This is a genomic window from Streptomyces sp. NPDC047971 (assembly GCF_040653355.1).
GTDB lineage: Bacteria > Actinomycetota > Actinomycetes > Streptomycetales > Streptomycetaceae > Streptomyces.
In genome coordinates this window covers 201,766-223,692 of record NZ_JBEZNW010000009.1, presented here as the reverse complement: position 1 = coordinate 223,692, position 21,927 = coordinate 201,766, and the positions used below count along the sequence as shown (strand labels likewise).

Sequence of the window (21,927 nt, the reverse complement as noted above, 5' to 3'; positions counted from 1 at the left end):
GGGGGGGGAACCCGCGGCCGCTCACGCCGCCGGCTCCGTGCGGCGCACGAGGTGACGGGAGTAGGCGTCCGGGGTGAAGAAGAGCGGCAGCTCGGCCGCGAGCGCGGTCCTCTCGAAGAGCTCGCGCACCTCGTCGACAGCCGCCCACGGGTACTCGGCGCCCAGCTTGGCCAGCTCCTCGTCCAGCACCTCCAGCACGGTCGCGCGGTCGACCGCACGGTGCCTCAGCCACTGCCAGATCTGGACCCGCGCGATCTCGGCGGTGGCGGCGTCCTCCCTCAGCCCGTGCAGTGCCACGGCTCCCTGGCCGCGCAGCCAGGCGTCGAAGCAGCGCAGCGCGACGGCGATGGCGGTGCGCAGGCCGGCCTCGGTCGGCGGGCCGCTGATCCCGCGGACGCGGAGCAGGTCCTCCGCGGTCGTCTCCACGTCGTCGCGGGTCCGGTGGATCTGCTCGGGCCGGTCGCCCAGCACGCCGTCGAAGACCGCGCGGCAGGCCGGGACGAGCCCGGGGTGGGCGACCCGGGAGCCGTCGAAGCCGTCCTCGGCCTCGCGCTCCTTGTCGAGACGGACCTCGGCGAGAACCGCCTCGTGCGCGGCCGGGTCCCCGCCCGGCACCTGGGCCGCCGTGCCGCCGATGGCGTGGGCGCCGCGCCGGTGGCAGGTGCGCACCAGGAGTTCGGTGCAGGCGCGTATGAAGGGGGCGGTCATGGTGACCTCGGCCCGGTCGGGGAGAAGGAAGTCGGTGCGGTGGCCGAAGGTCTTGATCAGGCTGAAGAGGTAGTCCCGGCGTCCGGCGTCGAGGCCGGAACTGTGCTCGCGCAGTTCGTGGAGGATCTCCTCCATCTGGAACGCGGCGGTGATCGTCTCGATGAGGACGCTCGCGCGGGCGGTGCCGCGCGGGATGCCGAGCAGTTCCTGGGCGAGGACGAAGACGTCGTTCCAGAGCCGCGCCTCGTAGTGGTTCTCCAGCTTGGGGAGGGAGAAGTACGGGCCGTACCCGGCATCGATCCGGCGTCGCGCGCAGTGGAAGACGTAGAGCCCGAAGTCGACGAGGGAGGCGGGGACCGGGCGGCCCTCGAACTCCAGGTGCTCCTCGTCGAGGTGCCAGCCGCGCGGCCGGACCACGAGGGTGGCGGGGTGGGCGCCGAGCGGGTGCTCCCTGCCCTCGGGCGGGGCGAAGTCGAGGCGCTGCTCGACGGCGTCGAGCAGGGTGAGCTGGCCGCCTATGACGTTGTCCCAGGTGGGGGCGGTGGCGTCCTCGAAGTCGGCTATCCACACCCGGGCGCCGGAGTTGAGCGCGTCGACCGCCGTCCGGCGGTCCGGCGGGCCGGTGATCTCGACCCTGCGGTCGGTCAGGCCGGGGGCGGGCGGGGCGACCCGCCAGGACGGGTCGGCCCGCACGGCCGCGGTGGCGACGGGGAAGTCGAGCGGGGAGCCGGTGGCGAGCCGGATGGCCTGTCGACGGCGCTCCTTCAGGAGCCACTGCCGGCGTTCGCCGAAGGCGGCGGCGAGCCGGCCGACGAAGTCGAGTGCGGCGGGGGTGAGGATCTCGTCGTGGCGGTCACCGGGGGCGGCCAGGACGCGGACCTGACGGGTCGGGGCGCTGATGGTCATCGGACTCTCCTGAGCTGCTGGGCGAACGGGGGCGGGCGGGGATGGGTCGTCCGCCCCCGTTCGGCCGGGACGCGAACTGTCCGGTCGCGGTCACGGTGTTGCTCAGTGGAACTGCTCCTCCTCGGTGGAGCCGGCGAGCGCGGTGGTGGAGGAGGCCGGGTTGACGGCCGTGGAGACCAGGTCGAAGTAGCCGGTGCCGACCTCGCGCTGGTGCCTGACCGCGGTGAAGCCCTGCGCCTGGGCGGCGAACTCCCGCTCCTGGAGGTCGACGTACGCCGTCATGCCCTGCTCGGCGTAGCCGCGGGCCAGGTCGAACATGCCGTGGTTGAGGGAGTGGAAGCCGGCCAGGGTGATGAACTGGAAGCGGTAGCCCATCGCCCCGAGCTCGCGCTGGAACTTGGCGATCTGGTCGTCGTCGAGCGCGGCCTTCCAGTTGAAGGAGGGCGAGCAGTTGTACGCGAGCATCTGGTCGGGGTACCGCGCGTGGATCGCCTCGGCGAACTCGCGGGCCTGCGCCAGGTCCGGGGTGCCGGTCTCGACCCAGATGAGGTCGGCGTACGGGGCGTAGGCGAGGCCGCGGGCGATGACCGGGGCCATGCCGTTCCGTACCCGGTAGAAGCCCTCGGCGGTCCGCTCACCGGTCGTGAAACGGGCGTCGCGCTCGTCGACGTCGCTGGTGAGCAGGGTGGCGGCGAGGGCGTCGGTGCGGGCGATGACCAGCGTCGGGGTGTCGGCGATGTCGGCGGCGAGGCGGGCCGCGTTCAGGGTGCGGATGTGCTGGGCGGTCGGCACGAGCACCTTGCCGCCGAGGTGGCCGCACTTCTTCTCCGAGGCCAGCTGGTCCTCGTAGTGGATGCCGGCCGCGCCCGCCGCGATCATCGCCTTGGTCAGCTCGAAGGCGTTCAGCGGGCCGCCGAAGCCGGCCTCGGCGTCGGCGACGATCGGCGCCAGCCAGTCGATGTCGTCCGAGCCGCCCTCGGCGGTGGCGATCTGGTCGGCGCGCAGGAGGGCGTTGTTGATCCGGCGCACCACCTGAGGCACCGAGTTGACCGGGTACAGGCTCTGGTCGGGGTAGGTGTGGCCCGCCTGGTTGGCGTCGGCGGCCACCTGCCAGCCCGACAGATAGATCGCCTGGAGACCGGCCCGCACCTGCTGCACGGCCTGGCCGCCGGTCAGGGCGCCGAGCGCGTGGACGTAGTCCCGCTCGTGCAGCTGTCGCCACAGGCGCTCGGCGCCGCGCCGGGCCAGGGTGTGCTCCTCGCGGACGCTGCCGGAAAGCCGGACCACGTCCTCGGCGGTGTGGGTGCGCTCGATCCCGGCCCAGCGGGGGTCCGTCGCCCAGCGCCGGGCCAGTTCCGCCGCCGCGGCCGTCGTCTTCGTCTCTGCCATGACCGTCACCGTCTCCATGAGTCGTCCGAGAAGGCCGTGCACGTCAAATGTGCAAAGCATTGGCACTGTGTGCCGAGAATGGGGGTGTGCGACCCGCCGTCCCGGAGGGAACGAGCTGAGCAATCGCGCCGAACCGCCAGCCGATACCGCCGGGATCTCCGACGTCAGGGCGTGAATCGTGCCCGGTTGTACCGCCTGGGCCACCTGGTCCGGCGGGCCGCAGAACGACTTTCCCAGTGACACCCAGTGCCATCAACCAGGGACGATTGCCAAGTTCTGCGAATCTTCCGCGGGCGATCTGCCAACTCTGCGAAGGGTTGCCGGTGGGGATGTCCGCGTAGGCTGACGCCCGTCACGAACCGTCACCGACCTGGTCGGGGACGGCCCGGAGGGCGTCCGTGGAGAGGCCGGGGAGGCGCGGTGGGCAAGACGTACGCGGGAGCGCGGCTGCGGCGGCTGCGCGAGGAACGGCGGATGAGTCAGGCCGAGCTGGCCCGGGTGCTCGCCATCTCGCCCAGCTATCTGAACCAGATGGAGCACGACTCGCGCCCGCTGACCGTGCCCGTACTGCTGCGGCTCACCGAGACCTTCGGTGTCGACCCCGGCTTCTTCTCGGAACGGGACACCAGCCGCCTCGTCGCCGACCTGCGCGAGGCGCTGGCGGGAGAGGTCGACAAGGGCCGGGTCTCCCCCTCCGACCTGGCCGAGCTCGCCTCCCGCATGCCCGCCGTCGCCCATGTCCTGCTGGACCTCGGGCGGCGCGGCCAGCAGCTCGCCGAGCGCCTCGCCGGGACGGTCGAAGGGCGCGACGGGGACCTGGGCCCGGACGCTCCGCGCTCCCCGCACGAGGAGATCCGGGAGTTCTTCTACCGGCGCCGGAACTATCTCCACGACATCGACCTCGCCGCCGAGGAGCTGGCGCGCGCGATCCGCATCCGCCGCGGCGAGGTCGTACGCACCCTCGCGGACCGGCTCGCCGAAGACCACGGCGTGCGCGTCACCGCCGACTCGGACCGGCTGCACCACTACGACGCGGCCGGTCGCGTCCTGCGCCTGTCGGCCCGTCTCCGCCCCGGCCAGCAGGCGTTCCGCATGGCGACGCAACTGGCCCTGCTGGAGCAGTCCGCCGAGCTGGACCGGCTGGCGGCCGAGGACTTCCCCGCCGGATCCACCGCCCACGCGCTCGCCCGGATCGGAATCGCGAACTACTTCGCCGCCGCCCTCGTCCTCCCGTACGGGGCCTTCCACACGGCCGCGGAGGAGTTCCGGTACGACATCGAGCGACTCACCGACCACTTCGGGCTCGGTCACGAGACGGTCTGCCACCGGCTGAGCACCCTGCAACGCCCCAGGCTGCGTGGGGTGCCGTTCTCCTTCGTCCGGGTCGACCGGGCCGGCAACATGTCCAAGCGCCAGTCCGCCACCGGGTTCCACTTCTCCCGCGCCGGGGGCACCTGTCCGCTCTGGAACGTGTACGAGGCGTTCGCCGCCCCCGGCCGCATCCACGTCCAGGTGGCCGCCATGCCCGACGGGCAGCGCTACCTGTGGACCGCCCGGGCGGTCACCCGCCACCGCGGCGGCTGGGGCGAGCCGGGCAAGACCTTCGCGATCGGACTCGGCTGCGAGATCCGCCACGCCTCCCGGCTCGTCTACTCGGACGGCATCGACCTCGACAACGCCGCGGCGGCAACCCCGATCGGCATGGGCTGCCGCCTCTGCGAACGCCTCGACTGCCCCCAGCGCGCGGTCCCCCCGCTGGGGCGCCCGCTCGCGGTGGACGAGAACACCAGCACGTTCGTTCCGTACGCGGTGGAGGACGGCCGACTGGTGTAGCCTCCCCCTCACCTATTCAACGAGTTGAGTATGTGAGGGTTCATGCACCCGTTCCGCAAGGCCGTCGAGGACCGTGACACCGCCGCCGTGGTCGCGCTGCTGGCCGACGACGTCGTCTTCACGAGTCCCGTCGTGTTCAAGCCGTACGTCGGGAAGGCGATCACCGCGGCGATACTCCGCGGGGTGCTGCGGGTCTTCGAGGACTTCACCTACGTGCGCGAGATCGCCGACCCCGACGGGCGCGACCACGCCCTCGTCTTCACCGCCACCGTCAACGGCCGTCAGATCCAGGGCTGCGACTTCCTCCACTTCGACGAGGACGGCCGGATCGACGACTTCACCGTCATGGTCCGGCCGCTGTCCGCCGCCCAGGCGCTCGCCGAGGCGATGGGCGCCCAGTTCGACCGGATCGTGCAGGAGGCCGCCGGGGAGTGAGAGGGCGTGGAGGTCCTGGTCAGCCCAGCTGCCTGAGGACCTCGGCCGCCAGCGGGGCGGAGGAGGACGGGTTCTGGCCGGTGACGAGGTTGCGGTCGACGACGATGTTCGGCGCCCAGGGCTCGCCCGCCCGGACGTCGACGCCGGCCTCGGTCAGACGGGTCTCCAGCAGCCACGCGGCCTTGTCGGCGAAGCCGGACTGGGCCTCCTCGGCGTTGGTGAAGGCGGCGACCCGGTAGCCGGCGAAGGCGTTCGTGCCGTCGTCATCGACGGCGGCGAGGAGCGCCGCCGGACCGTGGCAGACGACGGCGAGCGGCTTGCCCGACGCGAGGGCGTCGATCAGGATCCGGCCCGAGGTCCGGTCGACGGCGAGGTCCTCCATCGGGCCGTGCCCGCCGGGGTAGAAGACGGCCGCGTAGGCGTCGAGGTCCACGTCCTCCAGCGCGATCGGGTGCTGGAGCGCGGTGAACGAGGCGAGGACGGCGGCGACCCGGTCCGCGCCTTCCTCGCCGCCGTTGTACTCGGGCGCGAGGCTGCTCCGGTCGACGCTGGGGACGACCCCGCCGGGAGTGGCGACGACGACCTCGTGGCCGGCCGCCTCGAACGCCTCGTACGGCGCGGCGGCCTCCTCGGCCCAGAAACCGGTGGGGTGCTTGGTGCCGTCGGCGAGCGTCCAGTGGTCGGCGCCGGTGATCACGAAAAGAATCTTCGCCATGATGGGTCACTCCAAGGGGGGCGGGGCCTGAGGCCCGTGGACGGACACCGCCGCGGGAAGACGTTCCGCGGGCGCCGGGGCTCCGCAACCGGAACGTCCGTGCGGCGATGTCCTCGACGGTAAGCCCGCCGCCGAAGCGTTTCCCATGCGGAATCCCATGGCCGGCATCGGAACTCCGATGGGTCCCCGGGAATACCCCCGCCGGACCCTCGTCCCCTCCCTGACCTGCGCGGATGCCCGGACGCTCAGAGGCTCGGCGCCACGCCGCCCCGGAAGGTCCGCCGGTAGGCGAGCGGGGACACCCCGATGGCGGCGTGCAGATGCTGACGCAGCGAGGTCCCGGTCGCGAACCCGACCTTGCCGGCGATGTCGTCCACCGCCAGGTCGGTGGACTCCAGGAGCTGCCGCGCGTGGTCCACGCGCTGCTGGATCAGCCAGCGGCCCGGGCTCATGCCCACCTCCTCGTTGAAGCGGCGCGCGAAGGTGCGCAGGCTCATCCGGGCGTGATCGGCGAGCTCCCTCAGCGTCAGCGGTTCATCGAGGCGCTCCAGCGCCCACTGGCGCGTGGCCCACGTCCCGCTCGAATCCGGCCCCGGAACGGGCTGGACGATGTACTGGGCCTGGCCGCCGTCCCGCCACGGCGGCACCACACAGGCCCGCGCGACCTGGTTGGCGACGGCGGTGCCGTGGTCCTTGCGTACGAGGTGCAGGCAGACGTCCACCCCGGAGGCGGCGCCGGCCGAGGTCAGCAGGTCGCCGTCGTCGACGAAGAGCACGTCCGGGTTCAGGTCCACCTGGGGGAACCACGACCGGAACACCTGCGCGAGCGCCCAGTGCGTGGTGGCCGGCCGGCCGTCCAGGAGCCCCGCCGCCGCGAGCACGAACGCCCCCGTGCAGATGGAGACGATCCGCGCACCGGCGGGGACCGCGGCGAGCGCGTCCGCGAGCTCCGTTCCCAGCTCCCGGGTGATCCGGGAGGTGTCGAAGGGCGGGAGCACGACCGTGTCCGCCGTACGCAGCGCCTCGGAGCCGTGCTCCACCGTGACGGAGAAGTCGGAGTTCGTGCGCACCGGCCCGCCGTCGACGGAGCAGGTCGCGACCGTGTACAGATCACCCGCCGCCCCGAACACGCGGCTCGGGATGCCGAGTTCGAAGGGATACACCCCGTCCAGGGCGAGGACGACGACGCGATGAGGCGTCGCCCCGGCGACATCCGAGGTGCTTTCGCTTCCCATGGCACGATCCTGTCGAAAGATGGCAATCATGCCATGGTACTCCCGGCCGCCGGCCGGGAACCTGGACACATGACGAACAACGCCACCATGCGAGCCATCAGCCAGGACACCCACGGCACCCCCGAGGTGCTCAAGGAGGTCCGCATCCCCCGACCCGCCCCCGGCCCCAGCCAGATCCTGGTCGCCGTCCGCGCGGCCGGTGTCAACCCCACCGACTGGAAGCACCGCTCCCAGGTGATCTTCCTCGACCGGATGCCGCTCGTCCTCGGCTGGGACGTCTCCGGGGTCGTCGAGGCCGTCGGCTACGGCGTGACGCTCTTCAAGCCCGGCGACGAGGTCTTCGGCATGCTGCCCTACCCCTACGGGGTCGGCTCCCACGCCGAGTACGTCACCGCCCCCGCCCGGGCCTTCGCCCACAAGCCCGCCGGCATCGACCACGTCCAGGCCGGAGCCATCCCGCTGGCCGCGCTCACCGCCTACCAGGCCCTGGTCGACACCGCGGCCGTCGCCCCCGGCCAGCGGGTGCTCGTCCACGCGGCCGCCGGCGGCGTCGGCCACCTCGCCGTCCAGATCGCCAAGGCCCGCGGCGCGTACGTGATCGGCACCGCGAGCGCGCCCAAGCACGACTTCGTGCGCTCGCTCGGCGCGGACGAGGTCATCGACTACCGCACCACCGACTTCCGGGACGTCGCCCGTGACATCGACGTGGTGCTCGACCCGATGTCGGGCGAGACCCGCGCCCGCTCCCTGGAGGTCCTGCGCCCCGGCGGCGTCCTCGTCTCGCTCCTGCCGCCCACCGACCCCGACGAGGCGCGGAAGGCCGAGGCACGAGGAGTCCGCGTGGAGACCCTCCTCGTCGAGGCCGACCACGCGGGGATGAACGCCGTCGCCGACCTGGTCGCCGCGGGCACCCTGCGCGCCCATGTGGAGGCCACCTTCCCGCTCGCCGAGGCCGCGAAGGCCCACGCGCTGGGCGAGACCGACCGCACCACCGGCAAGATCGTCCTGGTGATCGACGAGCCCGGCGAGGCACAGGGCTCGTAGCGGATCTGCCCGTGGGGCGCCGGGAGGGTCGCCGGGGTCTCCGGCGGCCCCCTCACGGTCTCCCGACGGGCCCCCGCCGGTGCCCTAGACCCGCTCCTGACGGAGCGGGCTCGCGGTGCCCGTCAGGCGCTCCGGGGTGAGGAGCTCCGCGATGCGCTCGGCGGGCAGGAGGCCCTTCTCCAGGGTGAGTTCCGCGACGCCACGGCCCGTGAGGAGGGCCTCCTTCGCGATCGCGGTGGCCGCCGTGTAGCCGATGTGCGGGTTGAGGGCCGTGGCCAGGCCGATGGAGTTCTCCACCGCTGCCCGCAGTTCCTCGGTGTTGGCGGTGATGCCCGTGACGCAGCGCTCGGCGAGGGTGAGGCAGGCGGCCCGCAGCGAGGTGATGCTCCTCGCCAGCGAGTGCAGGATCACCGGCTCGAAGGCGTTCAGCTGGAGCTGGCCGCCCTCCGCCGCCATGGTGATCGTGATGTCGTTCCCGATCACCTCGAACGCGACCTGGTTGACCACCTCGGGGATCACCGGGTTGACCTTGCCGGGCATGATGCTCGAACCCGCCTGCACGGCGGGGAGGTTGATCTCGTTCAGACCTGCGCGCGGACCCGAGGACAGCAACCGCAGGTCGTTGCAGGTCTTGGAGAGCTTCACCGCGAGCCGCTTCAGGACACCGGAGAGCTGGACGAACGCGCCGCAGTCCTGCGTCGCCTCCACGAGGTTGGCGGAGGTCACCAGCGGCATCCCGGTGATCTCGGCCAGATGGCGCCGGGCCGTCTCGGCGTACTCGGCGGGGGCGTTGAGGCCCGTACCGATCGCCGTCGCGCCGAGGTTGATCTCGTGGATCAGCTCCACCGCCTCCGCCAGCCGGTTGCGGTCCTCGTCCAGCATCACGGCGTACGTGGAGAACTCCTGGCCCAGCGTCATGGGCACCGCGTCCTGGAGCTGGGTGCGCCCCATCTTCAGGACATCGCGGAACTCCACGGCCTTCGCCGCGAACGCGTCCTGGAGGACGGCCGTCGCCAGCAGCAGCCCGCGTACCGCCGTGATCGCCGCGATGCGGACGGCGGTCGGGTAGACGTCGTTGGTGGACTGGCTGAGGTTGACCTCCTCGTTCGGGTGCAGGTGCCGGTAGTCGCCCTTGGCGTGGCCGAGGAGTTCGAGGCCCCGGTTGGCGATGACCTCGTTGGCGTTCATGTTCGTCGAGGTGCCCGCGCCGCCCTGGATGACGTCGACGACGAACTGGTCGTGCAGCTTTCCGCCACGGATCTCCCGGCACGCGGCGACGATCGCGGCCGCCTTCTCCGGTGCGAGCAGGCCCAGTTCCTCGTTGGCCAGCGCGGCGGCCTCCTTGACGGCGGCAAGGGCGTCGATCAGCTGCGGGTGGGCGGAGATCGGCGTTCCCGTGATGGGGAAGTTCTCCATGGCGCGCAGGGAGTGGATGCCCCAGTACGCGTCGGCGGGCACCTCCCGCTCTCCGAGGAGGTCGTGCTCACGGCGGGAGACAGTCTTCATGGAGGTCCGTGCCTTAAGGGGAGGGGAGGGAGGGGCTGTGAGGTGAGGCGTGGGAGGGCACGGCGAGGTGCCCGGGCGGATGGACCCGCCGGGAGGGGGACGTCGGCTGTCCGTCGAGCGCGGGGCGGTGTGCCCGTCTCCGTCGAGGGCCGCGCGGAGTTCCGATGGCCGCCGAGGAGGCGGTGCGGAGTTCCGATGGCCGTAGAGGAGGCGGTGCGGAGTTCCGGCGCCCGTCGAGCGGACTGCCGCACTCCGATGGCCGTCGCGGACGGCCGTCTCGGAGGGGAGGAGTTCCGGCGTCCGTGAGGGAGGAGGGCCGGCGTCCGTCGGGAGGGGGAAGAGGACGGACGCCGGCGCGTGGTCAGGAGCCGCCGGCGAAGCGGGAACCGGCCGCCGTCAGGGCGGGTTCGGGGCGGGCCGGGCCGTTCAGGAGGCCGTGCAGCAGTGCGGGACGACGGTCGGGAGTGACGTCGGACAAGAGGGTCGCGAGCACCGCCATCCGGGCCTGGCCCGCGCGCAGCGTTCCGGCCGGTACGGCGCCGCCGGCCACCAGGTCCACGGCTCCGCCGCCGGTGTAGATCTCCGCGACCGGCCCGGCGGGGACCCGGGTGCTGAGCGCGACGAGGGTGCCCTGGGACACGGCGTCCGCGACGGCCGCGGCTATCTCCGGGGTGGCGTTGCCCGCGCCCGTGCCGACCAGCACGACGCCCTGGGCGCCGGCCGCGACGGACGTCTTCAGGAACAGCGGGTCGCCGTCGCTGTGGTGCATGACCAGGTCGACCCGGGGAGGCGTGAGCCCGGCGACGGGAAGCGGAAGCGGCGTGGGCCGGTCGGGGCTGCGACGGATGTCCACACTGCCGAACCCGACCTTCCCGAGCCCCTGCTCGGAGGGGTCGGCGAACGCGTCGGCGGCCAGCGTCTGGGTCTTCACCGTGCCGCGCGCCGCGTGGACCCGGCCGTCGAAGACGACGAGGACGCCGAGGTCACGTACGGAGGCGGCGACCTGCAGCGCGTCGTACACATTGCCCGGGCCGTCGCCGTCCCCCGTACCGAGCGGGCGCTGCGCGCCGGTGAAGACGACCGGTCGGGGGTCGGAGTGGTGGAGGTCCAGGAAGAACGCCGACTCCTCCAGCGTGTCCGTGCCGTGGGTGACCACGACGCCGTCCACGCCGGGGTCGGCCAGAGCGGCGTGGACCGCCCGCAGCAGCGTCAGCTGGCGGGCACTGGTCATGCGGGAGCTGTTGACGTTGAACAGGTCCACGACCTCGACCGCCACGCCCTCGGGCAGGGCGGAGGTGGCCAGGACGTCGTCACCGGACGCGTCGGCGGCGTACCCGGTGCCCTGCCAGCGGCTGGCGATGGTGCCGCCGGTGCTGATGAGGGTGATCCGGCGGGGCCGGTCGTCGCGTGTCCACTGCATGTCTGTCTGTCCCGGAGGTCGAGGGTCGTCGCACTCGCAACGATAGGACAGCTTGTTTCGAATGTGATTGCGGATTCGGGGCCATGATCTCGAAATCCTGCGTGCATAATTGCGTGATGGATCGCATTGATCGCAGCATCTTGCGTGAGCTTCAGGAAGACGGCCGACTGACCAACCTGGAGCTCGCCCAGCGTGTCGGCCTCAGCGCCTCGGCCTGCCTGCGGCGGGTGCGGCAGCTGGAGGAGGACGGGGTGATCCAGGGCTACCGCGCCGTCATCGATCCGGCGGCGGTCGGGCGGGGCTTCGAGGTGCTCGTCTCGATCGAGGTCCGGCGCGACCGGGAGACCGTCGAGGCGTTCGAGGAGGCGCTGCGGGACATCCCCGACGTCATCGAGGCCCACCGCCTCTTCGGCAGCCCCGGCTGCCTGCTCCGCATCGCCGTCGCGGACCTCGCCGCGTACGAACGCCTCTGGATCGAACGGCTCACCTCGCTGACCGGGGTCACCGAGGTGAACTCGCAGATCATCATGAAGCGGATCAAGGAGCCGCGGGGGCTGCCGGTCGAGCGGTGAGAGCGCACGGGTTCCCCGTGTCGTGCGCCCGGCCCCGACTCGACCCGTGTCGTCGGCCGTGTCGTGCCGACCGTGCCCGCCCCGGTCGTGGTGTGCCGGGACCCGTCGGCTCCTTCGTGTCGACTTGTCGAGAGTCCCGTCGAGTCGGGCCGTGTCGTTGTTGGGCCGAACGGGTGAGGGACGGGAGGATGGTGGCATGAGTAGGTACGAGAGGTACGACGTCACCGACGAGCAGTGGGAGGGCCTCGCGCAGGTCGTCCCCCTGCGCGGCCGTGACGAATGGCCGTCAAGAGTCGACCACCGCGCGATGCACGATCCGTACGAGGCCGCGGAGCAGCGCCGCATGATCGTCCTGCGGGTGCAGGTCTTCGCCGATGCCCGTGAGGTCGCCGAGTACCTCGTCGCCCAGATCCCCGTGCTGCTGGACCTGACCGGCGCCGACACCGAAGTGGCCAAGCGGATCCTGGACTTCAGCAGCGGCGTGGTCTTCGGGCTCGGCAGTTCCATGCACCGCGTCGACCGCAACGTCTTCCTGCTGACCCCCGCCGGCACCGAGGTCGAGGGCGCGCCGGAGTCGGAGGACGACGACCTGGGGGTCGCCGTCCCCCGATCGTAGGAAGGTCATCTCGGTGTAACGGTTCGTCATACACCGGTCTGCGTACGGTCCGATCATGCACTTCACCGGCGGCCCTACGCCCGATTCCGATGCTTCCGCCACCTCCACCCTCGTTCCCGCTCCCGCTCCCGCTCCCGCGAGGGAGGCCGCGCGCCGCGTCGCGCACCACCCCCCGTACGACTCCGGCCACCGCGCCGCGTACGACGGCGTGGGCGACTCCCCGTGCGAATCCCCGGAGGACACGCCGCGCCACCTCGTGGGCGGCTCCGCACGGCGTCCCGCCCGCCCCGCCGTCACCGAACTGCGCCTCTCCGCCTTCGCGGGGCACCGCGCGGCCGTCCACCCCCTGGGGCCGGTGACGCTCTTCGCCGGGGCGAGCGGGAGCGGGAAATCCAGTGCCCTGCGGGCGTACGAGGCGCTGGCGCGGCTGGGCGCGGGCGACGATCTCGCGACCGTCTTCCCCGACGCGGCCGACTGCGTTCCCGAACGAGCCAGGCCGGACGCCCAGGGGAGGCGGGGGTTCCGGATCGGGTGCACGGTCGACGGCCCGGTCGGACCCGTCCACCTCGACATCGCCGTGCAGGCCGAACCCCGGCTCCGGATCGTCGGCGAACGGCTCACCTCCCGCGGCCGCACCCTGCTCACCACCGCCCTCCGCGACCCCGGCCGCGACTCCGTCCAGGCCGCATGGCACACCGCCGGAGCCACCCCCGTCACGCGCGCGCCGTTCCCCGACGACCTGCTGGGCACGGCACTCCTGCCCCTGCGGGTCGCCGGGAAGACGAAGGGGCAGCTGGACGTCCTGGCGGCTGCGGAACAGGTCGTGGTGGCGCTGCGCTCCGTCTTCGTCTGCGATCCCCGCCCCGACCGGATGCGCGCCCCCGTGCCGACCGGGGAGGGCTTGCTCAGGCGAGGGTGCGACAACCTCGCGGAGGTACTGCACCGCACCCACACCGACTGCCCGCGCCGGCACGCCCGGTTGGCCTCGGTCGCGGGCGCGGGGTGCGCGGGTCCGGTGGCGGGGCTCGGTGTCGAGGAACTGCCGGACGGGACGGTCCGGGCGGTCCTGGAGCGCGGGGTGCCCACTCCCTTGGGGCGGCTCGGGGACGGGGAGCTCCGCTATCTCGCGCTCGCGCTGGTCCTGCTCACCGGCCCGGGGGTGCTCGCCATGGACCAGCTCGCCGAAGTGCCGGCAGCCATGCGGACCTTGACCGTGCTCGCGGACGGGCTCGACCGGGGCCTGGACCGCCGTCAGCTCCGGGAGCTGCTGGACCTCGCCACCACCATCTGCGCCGGCGGGCACATGAGGCTCGTGGCGACCGTCGGGGAGACGGCCGCGGCGAGCGCGCGGGAGACACCCGGCGTGTCGCTCGTGGAGCTGGTGCGGTGAGCGAGGGAGCGGTGGCGAGGCGAGCGACGGCGAGGCGAGCGGTGGCGAGCGAGTGGGCGAAGACGCCGCGATCGCCGAAGCGGTGCCGTAGGGGGAGGCGCCGCGGTGGGTGAAGCCGCGCGGGGGGCGAGGTGTCGCTGAGGGTGAAGCCGCGCGAGGGGCGAAGGTGCAGCGGTGGGCGAGGCGGCCCTCGAAGGGGAGCGTCGGCCGGAACGGGGAGCCCTGCCGCGGGGGTTGACCCCCAGGCGCTCCGTGGGTGCCGCCGCGAACGATGATCGTCACTCTTCGGAGTGATCGGAATTTCCCCATCGAGCTTCCTGTCCACAGATTTCCGAATTCCTCTGGCGTTGGGGCTCAGGCGCCTTCACTCTGGGTAGTGGAGTGAGTGGGCAGTAAGTCGTACGAACGGGGGCGGCATCGATGGAGGCGGAGCGACTGATCGCGACAGGGCGGAACGCACTGGCGCGGAGCAGGGAAGCGTTGGACATCGTGGCGGAGGCGTGGCAGGCACAGGCCCTCGCCCAGGCGGTGGGGAATCACCTCGCGCTCGCGGGACCGCTGGAACTGCGGGGCGAGGCCCGGGGGTTGAGCGAGATAGGAGGCGGGCGCGGGATGGTCGACCATCCCGCGCTGCGCACAGGCGGTCTGAGAGCCGCTCAGCTGACCGAGGTGGGGGACACGCGCGTGGCCCTGACGGCGCTGAGCGCACTCCTGGGAGAGGTGGGAATCGCGCTGGTGGGGGTGGCCTGCGTCACCGACGAGGAGGGGCTCTACTGGCAGTGCATCGAGGCGATCGACGCGGCCGACGAGTCGAACGACCGGGTGCGGGGGATGCTGCGCAGGCTCGCGGTGCGGGAGCGGGACCGGCCGCCCGACGTCGCCCGTGAGCGGGCGGGCCCGGCGGGGCCCTCATGAAGGGGAACCGCGGGGGCACCCGCCGTGGGAGCGGGCGGTGGACGGCCGGCGCGCGCTCAGCGTGGGAGGGGCTCGCCCTCGGCCGGCGGCTCATGGCGCTCCGCCGAGGACTGCAGGTCGGCGTCGAGCCGCGACAGATCGGCGGTGAGCGCCGCCATCATCTCCTCCATCTGCTGGAGCAGACCCTTGGGCGCGCCGGGGCCCTTCTGCTCCGGCACGGAATGCTGGACCGGCTGCTCGGGCATCGCCTTTTCGGGCGGGGCTTCCTGGGACATGGCGGCCTCCTCGGCCCAGGCCCGTCCCGCGAGGGAGGGCCACACGTGAGAACGACGCACCGGCAGCGGCCGCCGGCGCGCGGGCCGGGCGGTCCGGCTCCGCCCGAGCCAACGACGCGCGCCGGGCCCCGGTCACTGGCCTCGGTGGAGGTGTCCCGCCGGGAGGCGGGTATTCACCCGACCGGGCTGGCGCGGTCCGGGCGCTGACGGACGCGTTGACGGACATTCGCCCAGGTCGCACCGGGCGACGCCCCACCTGGATCGGGAGCCCCTCGCCCCCGGACCCCGGGACGGAGGGGGACGTGAGGACCGGAACGCCCGCCGGCCCCCCGCCGGTGATAGACCTGATGCCGTGACGGAACTGGATGTAGCGGGATTGCAGCGCAGACTGGCCGAGTTCGCGGCCTCGCGGGAGTGGCAGCCGTACCACACGCCCAAGAACCTGGCGGCGGCGCTCAGCGTCGAGGCGGCCGAACTGCTGGAGATCTTCCAGTGGTTGACGCCCGACGAGGCGGACCGGGTGATGTCCGACCCCGAGCGGGCACACCGGGTCGAGGACGAGGTCGCGGATGTGCTGGCGTATCTGCTCCAGTTCTGCGGCGTCCTCGGTGTCGATCCGCTCGCCGCGCTCGCGGCGAAGATCGACAGGAACGAGCTCCGCTTCCCGGTCGGCCGGCCGCCGGGCAGGTCCGAGGAGGCCACGGAGGACGGGGACGGTCACTCGTCGGAGTGATCGCCCACCCGTCACCCGGGAGGTTGACCGCCACCCGGCGGTGCAGGATGGAGGCATGGATCTCCGAATCTTCACCGAGCCCCAGCAGGGGGCCGACTACGACACCCTTCTCGCGGTGGCGAAGGCCACCGAGGACCTCGGCTTCGACGCCTTCTTCCGCTCGGACCACTACGTCAGCATGGGATCCGCCGACGGCCTGCCCGGGCCGACCGACGCGTGGATCACGCTGGCCGGCCTGGCCCGGGAGACCAGCCGGATCCGTCTCGGGACGCTGATGACGGCCGGCACCTTCCGCCTTCCGGGAGTCCTGGCCATCCAGGTCGCCCAGGTCGACCAGATGTCCGGTGGTCGGGTCGAACTGGGTCTGGGAGCCGGGTGGTTCGAGGAGGAGCACCGGGCGTACGGGATTCCGTTCCCCAAGGAGAAGTTCGGCCGGCTGGAGGAGCAGCTGGCGATCGTCACCGGCCTGTGGGGCACCGAGATCGGCAAGAGGTTCTCGTACGAGGGGCGGCACTACCAGCTCGTCGACTCGCCCGCGCTGCCCAAGCCGGCGCAGGCGAAGATCCCGGTGCTCATCGGCGGGCACGGGGCGAGCCGTACCCCGCGGCTCGCCGCACGGTACGCCGACGAGTTCAACATCCCGTTCGCCTCGCTGGAGGACAGCGAGCGGCAGTTCGGACGGGTCCGCGCCGCCGCCGAGGCCGCCGGCCGCAAGGCCGACGACCTGGTCTACTCCAACGCCCTCGTCGTCTGCGTCGGAAAGGACGACGCGGAGGTGGCCCGGCGGGCCGCGGCCATCGGCCGCGAGGTACGGGAGCTGAAGGCCAACGGCCTGGCCGGCTCGCCCGCCGAGGTGGTCGACAAGATCGGCCGGTACGGCGCGATCGGAGCGTCCAGGATCTACCTCCAGGTCCTCGACCTCGACGACCTGGACCACCTTGAACTGATCGCCGCCCAGGTCCAGTCGCAGCTGGACTGACGGAAGGACCCCTCGGAAGGACCCCCGATGGCACCCGCCCGCACCCTCGCCGAGGCGCTCGCCGCCGAGGTGCTCGTCCTCGACGGCGGACTCTCCAACCAGCTGGAGGCCCAGGGCTGCGACCTGCGTGACGCGCTGTGGTCGGCCCGGCTCCTCGCCGACGGGCCCGAACAGATCGTCGCCGCGCACACGGCGTACGTCCGGGCGGGGGCCCGGGTCCTCATCACCGCCGGCTACCAGGCGAGCTTCGAGGGCTTCGCCCGGCGCGGCATCGGCCGGACCGAGACGGCACGGCTGATCGGGCTCGGGGTGGAGCTGGCCCGGGCGGCGGGGGAGGAGGCCGCCGAGCAGGTGTGGGTCGCCGGGTCGGTCGGCCCGTACGGGGCGGTGCTCGCGGACGGGAGCGAGTACCGCGGCCGGTACGGACTGACGGTGGCGGAGCTGGAGCGCTTCCACCGGCCCCGCATCGAGGCCCTGGCGGCGGCCGCGCCGGACGTGCTGGCCCTGGAGACGGTGCCCGACGTGGACGAGGCCGAGGCGCTGCTCCGGGCGGCCGAGGGGTGCGGGGTGCCGGTCTGGCTCTCGTACACCGTCGCGGGGGAGCGGACCCGCGCGGGACAGCCGCTCGTGGAGGCGTTCGCAGCGGCCGCGGAGAGCGACCAGGTGATCGCGGTCGGGGTCAACTGCTGCGAGCCGAGGGACGCGGGCCGCGCCGTGGAGATCGCCGCGGGGGCCACGGGGAAGCCGGTGGTCGTCTACCCCAACAGCGGCGAGGAGTGGGACGCCCGGGCCCGGTCCTGGCGCGGGAGCGGCTCCTTCGACCCCGGCCGGATGCGAGCCTGGACCGCGGCGGGGGCGCGGCTCCTGGGAGGCTGCTGCCGGGTCGGCCCCGACAGGATCGCGGCCTTGGCCGCCGCGCTGGGACCGACGACCTCGGGACCCGCCGACCGCTGAGGAAAATGCCTGGTCGGAGGGGGACCGGCGGACCATACTCGGACGTGTGTTCCTGACGATCAGTACAACCGGCACCCCCGAGCGACCCGCGACAGATCTGGGCTTCCTGCTGCACAAGCATCCCGACAACGCGCAGTCGTTCTCGACCTCGCACGGCCGGGCCCATGTCCTCTACCCCGAGGCGAGCGCCGAGCGGTGCACGGCCGCCCTCCTCCTGGAGGTGGACCCCATCGGGCTCGTGCGGCGCGGCAAGGGCAAGGGCCGGGGCGGCGCTCCCGACTCCGCGCTCGCGCAGTACGTGAACGACCGGCCCTACGCCGCGTCCTCGCTGCTCGCCGTCGCGTTGGCCACGGTCTTCAAGAGCGCCCTCCACGGCACGTGCAAGGCCATGCCCGAGCGGGCCGCGGAGCCGCTGCCGCTGCGCGTGGAGGTACCGGCGCTGCCGGCGCGCGGCGGAGCCGAGCTGGTCCGCAAGCTGTTCGGGCCCCTCGGCTGGGACACCGTCGACGCCGAGCCGGTGGTGCTCGACACCGCGTTCCCCGAGTGGGGCGACTCCCGCTACGTGCGGCTCGTCCTCGAAGGGGAGCTGCGGCTCGCCGATGCCCTCAACCAGCTCTACGTCCTGCTGCCGGTCCTCGACGACGCCAAGCACTACTGGGTCTCGCCCGACGAGGTCGACAAGCTGCTGCGCGCAGGTGACGGCTGGCTCGCCGACCACCCCGAGCAGAAGCTGATCACCAGCCGCTATCTGTCCCGCCGCTGGAGCCTGGCCCGGCAGGCCATGGAGCGGCTGGAGCTGGTGCGCCTGGCCGAGAGCGACGGGCTGGAGGTCGATGACCTCGACAACGCGGTCGACGAGAACACGGACACCGAGGAGAGGCCCGTCCCGCTCGCCGAGCAGCGCAGGGACGCGATCCTCGCCGCGCTGCGCGCCGCCGACGCCACCCGTGTGCTCGATCTCGGCTGCGGACAGGGCCAGTTGGTGCAGGCGTTGCTCAAGGACGTGCGCTTCACCGACATCGTCGGTGTCGACGTGTCCGTACGCGCCCTGACCGTCGCCGGTCGGCGGCTGCGGCTCGACCGGCTCGGCGAGCGGCAGGCGGGCCGGGTGAAGCTGATCCAGGGCTCGCTCACGTACACCGACAAGCGGCTGACCGGCTACGACGCGGCCGTGCTGAGCGAGGTCATCGAGCACCTCGACCTGCCCCGGCTGCCCGCGCTCGAATTCGCCGTCTTCGGCTCGGCCCGTCCCCGGACGGTCCTCGTGACCACGCCGAACGTCGAGTACAACGTCCGCTGGGAGTCCCTCCCCGCCGGACACGTCCGGCACGGCGACCACCGCTTCGAGTGGACCCGCGAGGAGTTCCGCGACTGGGCGGCGCGCGTCGCCGGACAGTACGGCTACGAGGTCGCGTACACGCCCGTCGGCCCGGACGATCCCGAGGTCGGCCCGCCCACCCAGATGGCCGTCTTCACCCTCACCACCACCCCGACCCCGAAGGAGGACTCGGCATGACCGACACCACCCGCAAGCTGCCCGTCACCGACCTGTCCCTCGTGGTCCTGATCGGTGCGAGCGGCTCCGGCAAGTCCACCTTCGCCCGCCGCCACTTCAAGCCCACCGAGGTCATCTCCTCCGACTTCTGCCGCGGTCTGGTCGCCGACGACGAGAACGACCAGAGCGCCAGCAAGGACGCCTTCGACGTCCTGCACTACATCGCGGGCAAGCGTCTGGAGGCGGGCCGGCTGACCGTCGTGGACGCCACCAACGTCCAGCAGGAGGCACGGCGCCAGCTGGTGCGGCTGGCCCGGGAGTACGACGTGCTGCCCATCGCCATCGTCCTCGACCTTCCCGAGGAGGTCTGCCAGGCCCGGAACGCGGCCCGCCCCGACCGCGCGGACATGCCGCGCCACGTCGTCCAGCGCCACCGCCGTGAACTGCGCCGCTCGCTGCGCGGGCTGGAGCGCGAGGGCTTCCGCAAGGTGCACGTGCTGCGCGGCGTCGAGGAGGTGGAGGCGGCCGAGGTCGTGCTGGAGAAGCGGTTCAACGACCTGCGTCACCTCACCGGGCCCTTCGACATCATCGGCGACATCCACGGCTGCCGCTCCGAGCTGGAGACCCTGCTCGCCGGACTCGGATACGTCGACGGCCACCACCCCGAGGGGCGCACGGCGGTGTTCGTCGGCGACCTCGTCGACCGAGGCCCGGACAGCCCTGGCGTCCTGCGGCGCGTCATGTCCATGGTCGCGGCCGGTGACGCGCTCTGCGTGCCCGGAAACCACGAGAACAAGCTCGGGCGCTGGCTCAAGGGCCGCAAGGTCCAGGAGACGCACGGGCTCGCCGAGACCATCGAGCAGCTGGGCCGCGAGTCCGAGGAGTTCCGGGCCGAGGTCGGCGCGTTCATCGACGGGCTCGTCAGCCACTACGTCCTCGACGAGGGCAGGCTCGTCGTCTGCCACGCCGGTCTTCCGGAGAAGTACCACGGCCGGACCTCCGGCCGCGTGCGCTCGCACGCGCTGTACGGGGACACGACGGGCGAGACCGACGAGTTCGGTCTCCCGGTGCGCTACCCCTGGGCGGAGGACTACCGCGGCCGCGCCACGGTGGTCTACGGCCACACGCCCGTCCCGAACACCTCGTGGATCAACAACACCATCTGCCTGGACACCGGGGCCGTCTTCGGCGGGAAGATGACCGCGCTGCGCTGGCCGGAGCGCGAACTGGTCGACGTACCGGCGGAGAAGGTCTGGTACGAACCGGCCCGGCCGCTGGCGACCGAGGCGCCCGGCGGCCACCAGGGACGTCCGCTCGACCTCGCCGACGTGCACGGACGCCGGATCGTGGAGACCCGTCTCCTGGGCAACGTGTCCGTGCGGGAGGAGAACGCGGCGGCGGCTCTGGAGGTCATGAGCCGGTTCGCGGTCGATCCGCGGCTGCTCGCCTACCTGCCGCCGACGATGGCTCCCACGCAGACCTCCAAGGAGGAGGGCTATCTGGAGCACCCGGCCGAGGCGTTCGCCCAGTACCGGGCGGACGGTGTCGAGCGGGTCGTGTGCGAGGAGAAGCACATGGGCTCCCGGGCCGTCGCCCTCGTCTGTCGCGACGAGGAGGTGGCGCGGGAACGATTCGGGGTGGTCGGAGCCACCGGCGCCCTGCACACGCGTACCGGACGCCCGTTCTTCGACGATCCGGCCGTCACCGAGCAGGTCCTCGATCGGCTGCGTGCGGCGATCGGCGCCGCCGGACTGTGGGACGAGCTCACCGCGTCCGACAGCGGCTCCGGCGCGGCGGACTGGCTGCTGTTCGACGGCGAGCTGATGCCCTGGTCGCTGAAGTCCGGCGGGCTGCTGCGCTCGCAGTACGCGGCGGTCGGCGCGGCCTCCCGCTCGGTCTTCCCCGGCGCGCTCGGCGCACTGGAGCAGGCGGCGGCACGGGGCGTGGACGGCCTAGACGGGCTCCTCGCCAAGCAGCGTGAACGGGCGGCGGACGCCGAGGCGTTCACGGAGGCGTACCGGCGGTACTGCTGGCCGACGCAGGGACTCGACGGTGTGCGCTTCGCGCCCTTCCAGATCCTCGCCGCGCCGGGGCGCTCGCTGGCGGCCGTGCCGCACGACGAGCAGCTCCGGTGGCTCGACCGGATCGTCGAGGCGGACCCCACCGGTCTGCTGCAGGTCACACGACGGCTCGTGGTCGAGACGGGTGACGAGGCGTCGGTACGGACCGGCGTCGACTGGTGGCTGGAGATGACGGCGGCCGGCGGCGAGGGCATGGTCGTCAAGCCGCTCGCGCCGAACCGGCGCTCGCCCGCGCTCGGCCGCGACGGCCGACCCGTCCAGCCGGGCGTCAAGGTCCGCGGCCGGGAGTACCTGCGGATCATCTACGGCCCCGAGTACACCCGCCCGGAGAACCTGGAGCGTCTGCGCAACCGCTTCCTCGGCCACAAGCGCTCGCTCGCGCTGCGCGAGTACGCGCTCGGCCTGGAGGCGCTGGACCGGCTCGCCGAGGGAGAGCCGCTGTGGCGGGTCCACGAGGCGGTCTTCGCGGTGCTCGCACTGGAGTCCGAGCCGGTGGACCCGCGTCTGTGACCCGTCCGTGACACGGTCCCCACGGGGGGCGCAGGGGAGTGGATAGTTACGCTCCCCTGCGCCCCCCGTGCCCGTTGACGGGCTTCTTCGCCAGCCCCTAGCGTTCTTCACCCCACGACGTGACGCAGTGTCAACAGAGTGCCTGCGGTCACCACATGAGGTGGGAACCAACACACCGAGGCGAGCGCGGGCACGGCCCCACGTGGCTTCCACGGC

The 21,927-nt window shown here is 72.6% G+C and carries 19 protein-coding genes; 12 read left to right on the top strand and 7 right to left on the bottom strand.

Features of this window, described 5'->3' with window-relative positions:
* Positions 1-21: 21 nt before the first annotated feature.
* A complete protein-coding gene (aceB, locus tag AB0D99_RS12440; RefSeq protein ID WP_362359469.1) occupies positions 22-1,614 on the bottom strand; it encodes a malate synthase A in 1,593 nt (530 codons plus the stop codon).
* Between the two features lie 102 nt (positions 1,615-1,716).
* Positions 1,717-3,003, bottom strand: coding sequence for an isocitrate lyase (gene aceA, locus AB0D99_RS12435; RefSeq protein ID WP_362359467.1), 1,287 nt, complete (start codon positions 3,001-3,003; stop codon positions 1,717-1,719).
* A gap of 420 nt (positions 3,004-3,423) precedes the next feature.
* Between aceA and AB0D99_RS12430 the strand changes: the two genes are divergently transcribed.
* Positions 3,424-4,836: a short-chain fatty acyl-CoA regulator family protein gene (locus AB0D99_RS12430; RefSeq protein WP_362359465.1), complete on the top strand. Its 1,413-nt coding sequence runs from the start codon at positions 3,424-3,426 to the stop codon at positions 4,834-4,836.
* 42 nt (positions 4,837-4,878) lie between these two features.
* The gene (locus tag AB0D99_RS12425; RefSeq protein WP_362359463.1) at positions 4,879-5,271 is read left to right on the top strand and encodes a nuclear transport factor 2 family protein; all 393 of its coding nucleotides are present in this window, start codon (positions 4,879-4,881) and stop codon (positions 5,269-5,271) included.
* Between the two features lie 19 nt (positions 5,272-5,290).
* Here AB0D99_RS12425 and AB0D99_RS12420 read toward each other — a convergent pair whose 3' ends face one another.
* Both AB0D99_RS12420 and AB0D99_RS12415 read right to left on the bottom strand, forming a co-directional pair.
* Positions 5,291-5,986 (bottom strand): type 1 glutamine amidotransferase domain-containing protein, encoded by a 696-nt coding sequence (locus AB0D99_RS12420; protein WP_362359461.1) that lies wholly within the window; start codon positions 5,984-5,986, stop codon positions 5,291-5,293.
* Positions 5,987-6,231: 245 nt separating this feature from the next.
* Positions 6,232-7,221, bottom strand: a complete 990-nt coding sequence (locus AB0D99_RS12415; protein WP_362359459.1) for a helix-turn-helix domain-containing protein — start codon at positions 7,219-7,221, stop codon at positions 6,232-6,234.
* 69 nt (positions 7,222-7,290) lie between these two features.
* Here AB0D99_RS12415 and AB0D99_RS12410 point away from each other — a divergent pair, with 69 nt between their 5' ends.
* Positions 7,291-8,265, top strand: coding sequence for an NADP-dependent oxidoreductase (locus AB0D99_RS12410; RefSeq protein ID WP_362359457.1), 975 nt, complete (start codon positions 7,291-7,293; stop codon positions 8,263-8,265).
* A gap of 84 nt (positions 8,266-8,349) precedes the next feature.
* On the opposite strand, the gene aspA is transcribed toward AB0D99_RS12410, so the two are convergent.
* Together aspA and AB0D99_RS12400 are read right to left on the bottom strand one after the other, a co-directional pair.
* On the bottom strand, positions 8,350-9,771 hold the full coding sequence (gene aspA, locus AB0D99_RS12405; RefSeq protein WP_362359455.1) for an aspartate ammonia-lyase: 1,422 nt from the start codon (positions 9,769-9,771) through the stop codon (positions 8,350-8,352).
* Positions 9,772-10,132: 361 nt separating this feature from the next.
* Positions 10,133-11,191, bottom strand: a complete 1,059-nt coding sequence (locus AB0D99_RS12400) for an asparaginase (protein ID WP_362359453.1) — start codon at positions 11,189-11,191, stop codon at positions 10,133-10,135.
* Between the two features lie 116 nt (positions 11,192-11,307).
* On the opposite strand from AB0D99_RS12400, the gene AB0D99_RS12395 reads away from it, so the two are divergent.
* The 4 genes from AB0D99_RS12395 to AB0D99_RS12380 all read left to right on the top strand — a co-directional run bounded on the left by AB0D99_RS12395 (position 11,308) and on the right by AB0D99_RS12380 (position 14,684).
* Entirely contained in the window at positions 11,308-11,763 is a 456-nt protein-coding gene (locus AB0D99_RS12395) for an Lrp/AsnC family transcriptional regulator (protein WP_329114786.1), read from the top strand.
* Positions 11,764-11,959: 196 nt separating this feature from the next.
* Positions 11,960-12,379 carry a cell division protein SepF gene (locus AB0D99_RS12390; RefSeq protein ID WP_362359451.1) on the top strand — a complete coding sequence of 140 codons (420 nt, stop codon included), beginning with the start codon at positions 11,960-11,962 and terminating at the stop codon, positions 12,377-12,379.
* 55 nt (positions 12,380-12,434) lie between these two features.
* The gene (locus AB0D99_RS12385; RefSeq protein ID WP_362359450.1) at positions 12,435-13,769 is read left to right on the top strand and encodes an ATP-binding protein; all 1,335 of its coding nucleotides are present in this window, start codon (positions 12,435-12,437) and stop codon (positions 13,767-13,769) included.
* Between the two features lie 420 nt (positions 13,770-14,189).
* Positions 14,190-14,684, top strand: coding sequence for a DUF6099 family protein (locus AB0D99_RS12380; protein WP_362359448.1), 495 nt, complete (start codon positions 14,190-14,192; stop codon positions 14,682-14,684).
* Between the two features lie 56 nt (positions 14,685-14,740).
* On the opposite strand, the gene AB0D99_RS12375 is transcribed toward AB0D99_RS12380, so the two are convergent.
* A complete protein-coding gene (locus AB0D99_RS12375) occupies positions 14,741-14,959 on the bottom strand; it encodes a hypothetical protein (protein ID WP_362359446.1) in 219 nt (72 codons plus the stop codon).
* Between the two features lie 352 nt (positions 14,960-15,311).
* Here AB0D99_RS12375 and AB0D99_RS12370 point away from each other — a divergent pair, with 352 nt between their 5' ends.
* The 5 genes from AB0D99_RS12370 to AB0D99_RS12350 are packed head-to-tail and all read left to right on the top strand — an operon-like array spanning position 15,312 to position 21,711.
* Complete coding sequence (locus AB0D99_RS12370; protein ID WP_362359444.1) at positions 15,312-15,692, top strand: nucleotide pyrophosphohydrolase; 381 nt, start codon at positions 15,312-15,314, stop codon at positions 15,690-15,692.
* Between the two features lie 55 nt (positions 15,693-15,747).
* Positions 15,748-16,671, top strand: coding sequence for an LLM class F420-dependent oxidoreductase (locus AB0D99_RS12365; protein WP_362359442.1), 924 nt, complete (start codon positions 15,748-15,750; stop codon positions 16,669-16,671).
* A 27-nt stretch (positions 16,672-16,698) separates the two neighbouring features.
* A complete protein-coding gene (gene mmuM / locus AB0D99_RS12360) occupies positions 16,699-17,625 on the top strand; it encodes a homocysteine S-methyltransferase (RefSeq protein WP_362359440.1) in 927 nt (308 codons plus the stop codon).
* A gap of 46 nt (positions 17,626-17,671) precedes the next feature.
* A complete protein-coding gene (locus AB0D99_RS12355; protein WP_362359438.1) occupies positions 17,672-19,141 on the top strand; it encodes a 3' terminal RNA ribose 2'-O-methyltransferase Hen1 in 1,470 nt (489 codons plus the stop codon).
* Positions 19,138-21,711 (top strand): polynucleotide kinase-phosphatase, encoded by a 2,574-nt coding sequence (locus tag AB0D99_RS12350; RefSeq protein WP_362359436.1) that lies wholly within the window; start codon positions 19,138-19,140, stop codon positions 21,709-21,711. The genes AB0D99_RS12355 and AB0D99_RS12350 overlap by 4 nt, the downstream gene beginning before the upstream one ends.
* Positions 21,712-21,927 lie beyond the last annotated feature (216 nt).

What these genes read in the sequence shown, in the direction of transcription:
- AB0D99_RS12390 (WP_362359451.1), top strand. Translation starts at nt 11,960, where the DNA reads ATGAGTAGGTACGAGAGGTACGACGTCACCGACGAGCAGTGGGAGGGC.
- mmuM (WP_362359440.1), top strand. Translation starts at nt 16,699, where the DNA reads ATGGCACCCGCCCGCACCCTCGCCGAGGCGCTCGCCGCCGAGGTGCTC.
- aspA (WP_362359455.1), bottom strand. Translation starts at nt 9,771, where the DNA reads ATGAAGACTGTCTCCCGCCGTGAGCACGACCTCCTCGGAGAGCGGGAG.
- AB0D99_RS12425 (WP_362359463.1), top strand. Translation starts at nt 4,879, where the DNA reads ATGCACCCGTTCCGCAAGGCCGTCGAGGACCGTGACACCGCCGCCGTG.
- AB0D99_RS12385 (WP_362359450.1), top strand. Translation starts at nt 12,435, where the DNA reads ATGCACTTCACCGGCGGCCCTACGCCCGATTCCGATGCTTCCGCCACC.
- AB0D99_RS12400 (WP_362359453.1), bottom strand. Translation starts at nt 11,191, where the DNA reads ATGCAGTGGACACGCGACGACCGGCCCCGCCGGATCACCCTCATCAGC.
- AB0D99_RS12415 (WP_362359459.1), bottom strand. Translation starts at nt 7,221, where the DNA reads ATGGGAAGCGAAAGCACCTCGGATGTCGCCGGGGCGACGCCTCATCGC.
- AB0D99_RS12420 (WP_362359461.1), bottom strand. Translation starts at nt 5,986, where the DNA reads ATGGCGAAGATTCTTTTCGTGATCACCGGCGCCGACCACTGGACGCTC.
- AB0D99_RS12365 (WP_362359442.1), top strand. Translation starts at nt 15,748, where the DNA reads ATGGATCTCCGAATCTTCACCGAGCCCCAGCAGGGGGCCGACTACGAC.
- AB0D99_RS12380 (WP_362359448.1), top strand. Translation starts at nt 14,190, where the DNA reads ATGGAGGCGGAGCGACTGATCGCGACAGGGCGGAACGCACTGGCGCGG.
- AB0D99_RS12375 (WP_362359446.1), bottom strand. Translation starts at nt 14,959, where the DNA reads ATGTCCCAGGAAGCCCCGCCCGAAAAGGCGATGCCCGAGCAGCCGGTC.
- AB0D99_RS12410 (WP_362359457.1), top strand. Translation starts at nt 7,291, where the DNA reads ATGACGAACAACGCCACCATGCGAGCCATCAGCCAGGACACCCACGGC.
- AB0D99_RS12350 (WP_362359436.1), top strand. Translation starts at nt 19,138, where the DNA reads ATGACCGACACCACCCGCAAGCTGCCCGTCACCGACCTGTCCCTCGTG.
- aceB (WP_362359469.1), bottom strand. Translation starts at nt 1,614, where the DNA reads ATGACCATCAGCGCCCCGACCCGTCAGGTCCGCGTCCTGGCCGCCCCC.
- aceA (WP_362359467.1), bottom strand. Translation starts at nt 3,003, where the DNA reads ATGGCAGAGACGAAGACGACGGCCGCGGCGGCGGAACTGGCCCGGCGC.
- AB0D99_RS12395 (WP_329114786.1), top strand. Translation starts at nt 11,308, where the DNA reads ATGGATCGCATTGATCGCAGCATCTTGCGTGAGCTTCAGGAAGACGGC.